General features: G+C 65.8%; 3 protein-coding genes. All 3 read left to right on the forward strand.

Features of this window, described 5'->3' with window-relative positions:
- Positions 1–287: 287 nt before the first annotated feature.
- Genes birA through VV867_RS30730 form a run of 3 tightly spaced genes read left to right on the forward strand, consistent with a single transcriptional unit; the run spans position 288 to position 2,663 of the window.
- The gene (gene birA / locus VV867_RS30720; protein ID WP_275627806.1) at positions 288–1,232 is read left to right on the forward strand and encodes a bifunctional biotin--[acetyl-CoA-carboxylase] ligase/biotin operon repressor BirA; all 945 of its coding nucleotides are present in this window, start codon (positions 288–290) and stop codon (positions 1,230–1,232) included.
- Positions 1,222–1,971: a pantothenate kinase gene (locus VV867_RS30725; protein ID WP_328568418.1), complete on the forward strand. Its 750-nt coding sequence runs from the start codon at positions 1,222–1,224 to the stop codon at positions 1,969–1,971. The genes birA and VV867_RS30725 overlap by 11 nt, the downstream gene beginning before the upstream one ends.
- Before the next feature lie 8 nt (positions 1,972–1,979).
- A complete protein-coding gene (locus tag VV867_RS30730) occupies positions 1,980–2,663 on the forward strand; it encodes an SPOR domain-containing protein (protein ID WP_109935174.1) in 684 nt (227 codons plus the stop codon).
- The last annotated feature ends 143 nt before the right edge of the window (positions 2,664–2,806 follow it).

A 2,806-nucleotide genomic window follows, 5' to 3' on the forward strand; every position in this document is an offset into this window, starting at 1 on the left:
CCCTACGTCTGACCGAAATACCGCTGCCGCTGGCAAGCATCGTAGGGCGCATAACGCCCCAGGCGTTATCCGCCGCCGGCCCCCGCGCCAGGCCCACCGGCGGATAACTGCGAACGGTTATTCACCCTGCAGGAGCTGCAGCGGCTCCTCCTGCTTCCGGTCTTTCCGATTTCTATCCGGCCCATTGCCCGATTCCGGGCGTCTCCCGTCGTTTCGCTCGCCGCTAGTGCATAGGCAAGCGGAAAGCGCCTCTATATCATGCGTGCCTTATTGTGGCGGGACGCGATATGCAGACATTGCTGAAATTGCTGGGCGATGGTCGATTCCATTCCGGTGAGGAGCTGGGGGCGGCGCTGGGTGTCAGTCGCAGTGCCGTCTGGAAGCGCCTGCAGGGCCTGGAGAGCGAGTTCGGGCTGGAAGTGCAGTCCGTGCGCGGTCGCGGCTATCGCCTGGCGGAGCCGCTGATGGCCATCGAGCCGCAGCGGGTGGGGGCACCCTGGCCGCTGGACGTGCTGTTCTCGGTCGACTCGACCAATGCCGAAGTCATGCGCCGCCTGGATGCTGGCGCCGCCACGCCCTTCGCCATAGTGGCCGAGCGGCAGACGGCGGGGCGGGGGCGGCGTGGGCGCGCCTGGGTGAGCCCGTTCGGTGCCAACCTTTATTGCACCCTTGGCATCTCCGTGAGGGGTGGGCCCAAGGAGTTGGAGGGGTTGAGCCTGGTCGTCGGCCTTGCCGTGGTACGCGCCATCCAGTCGCTCGGTATTGCCGGTGTCGGCCTGAAGTGGCCGAACGACATTCTGCTCGACGGCAAGAAGCTGGCCGGCATCCTCCTGGAGTTGACCGGCGACCCTGCGGACCTGTGCAGCGTGGCCATCGGCATCGGCATCAATGTGAACATGCGCGCGGCGGAAGGTATCGACCAGCCCTGGACGTCCTTGCGCGAAGCTGCGGGGCGTCCGGTGGATCGCAACGAACTGCTCGCCGCGCTGAGCAAGGAGCTGGAGTGGCACCTGGCTCGTCATCGCGAACAGGGCTTCGCGGCCAGCCAGCGGGAGTGGGAGTCCTTCCATCTGTGGCAGGGGCGCGATGTCGTGCTTTCGACCGCTGCCAAACGTATCGTCGGCCGTACGCTGGGGATCGACGAGCAGGGGGCGTTGCGCCTCGAGGTCGATGGCGTGGAAATCCGCTTCAGCGGGGGCGAGTTGAGCCTGAGGTTGTCTGATGATTCTTGAACTGGACTGTGGCAATAGCCTGATCAAATGGCGGGTGATCCGCGTCGCGGGGCTGACGACCGTAGCCTTCGGCGTCGCGGACTCCGACGCCGAGCTGCTCGAGCGGCTGCGTGGCTGCGAGGGGCTCGTGCTGCGTCATTGCCGCCTGGTCAGCGTGCGGAGCGAACAGGAAACGGCATCGCTCGTGCAGGCGTTGAATGACGCTTTCGGCATAGTCGCCAGCATCGCGCAACCGGCCGAGGTCCTGGCCGGCGTCCGCAATGGCTATCGTGAATACCAGCGGCTCGGCCTGGATCGCTGGGTGGCCCTGGTGGCCGGCTACAAGCTGGCGGGTGGTGCGTGCCTGGTGCTGGACCTGGGCACCGCGGTCACCTCCGACCTGGTGGATGCGGCCGGGCAGCACCTGGGGGGCTATATCTGCCCGGGCATGCCCTTGATGCGCAGCCAGTTGCGCACCCATACCCGGCGTATCCGCTACGACGACGCTGCAGCTCGCGAAGCCCTGCAGGGGCTGTCGCCGGGGCGTGAGACCGCCGAGGCGGTGGAGCGGGGCTGCCTGCTGATGCTGCGTGGTTTCGTGCGCGAGCAATATCACCTGGCCCGCGAGCTGCTCGGCGGCGACTGCGCCGTGTTCCTCACCGGCGGAGATGCCGAGTTGGTCAAGGACGAACTGCCCCAGGCGCGGATCCTGCCCGACCTGGTCTTTACCGGGCTGGCCATCGCCTGCCCGCTGGAGTAGTGCCCCTCATGCGTTGGTTCTTTCTGTTCCTCCTGGTGCTGAACGCCTTCTACTTCATCTGGCATCAGCAGCAGACGCCCCTGCGGGCGAAGGAGATCGCGCCCCTGAGCCTGTACCGCAGCGAGCAGAAGAACATCCGCCTGCTCAGCGAGTCGCCGGAGTCCGCGCAGCGACGCCAGTCGGAGGCGGCCGGGGCGCCAACGGCGCAGGAGAGCGCATGCCTCTACTTCGGCCCCTTTTCCGACGAGAACCGGGCCGGGGCGCTCGAGCAGCGCCTCACCAGTCTCGACATGCACGTGAGCCGGCAGAAGGTCGACGCCGCCGCCGGGACCGACTACTGGGTCTACCTGCCGCCCCTGGCATCGCGCCAGGCCTCGCTCTGGCAGCTGCGCGAACTGCAGGCGCGCAAGATCGACAGCTACATCATCACCGAGGGTGACCTCGCTGACGGCATTTCCCTGGGAATCTTCCAGCGCAAGGATTCGGCCGACGGGGTCGTCGAGCGCCTGAAGGCCGCCGGGTACGACGCCCTGGTGCGGGAACTGGGGCGCAACCGCCATGAGTTCTGGGTACAGGTCGCCCCCGAGAGTCGGCGCCTGGCGGACGACAGTCTGCTGCGTCAGTTGGTCGTGGACTTCCCTGAATTGCAAAGGCAAACAATGCCGTGCAAAAGCGTTGCAACCGCCGAATAGTTTGCATAGAATGGCGCCCGCTTCGAAGGGGGGACCTGAAAGGGGAATTTCTAGAAGCCGTTGTCGAAGAGCTAAGCTCAAGTTTTTAAAGAAAAAACTGTTGACAACGCGGTGGCACTCTGTAGAATGCCGCCTCACTCGGA

The organism is Pseudomonas sp. JH-2 (assembly GCF_036231725.1).
In the GTDB taxonomy this organism is placed as follows: Bacteria; Pseudomonadota; Gammaproteobacteria; order Pseudomonadales; family Pseudomonadaceae; genus Pseudomonas; species Pseudomonas delhiensis.

Excerpts from the sequence above, each read along its gene's own strand:
- VV867_RS30725 (WP_328568418.1), top strand. The coding sequence starts at position 1,222 with ATGATTCTTGAACTGGACTGTGGCAATAGCCTGATCAAATGGCGGGTG.
- birA (WP_275627806.1), top strand. The coding sequence starts at position 288 with ATGCAGACATTGCTGAAATTGCTGGGCGATGGTCGATTCCATTCCGGT.
- VV867_RS30730 (WP_109935174.1), top strand. The coding sequence starts at position 1,980 with ATGCGTTGGTTCTTTCTGTTCCTCCTGGTGCTGAACGCCTTCTACTTC.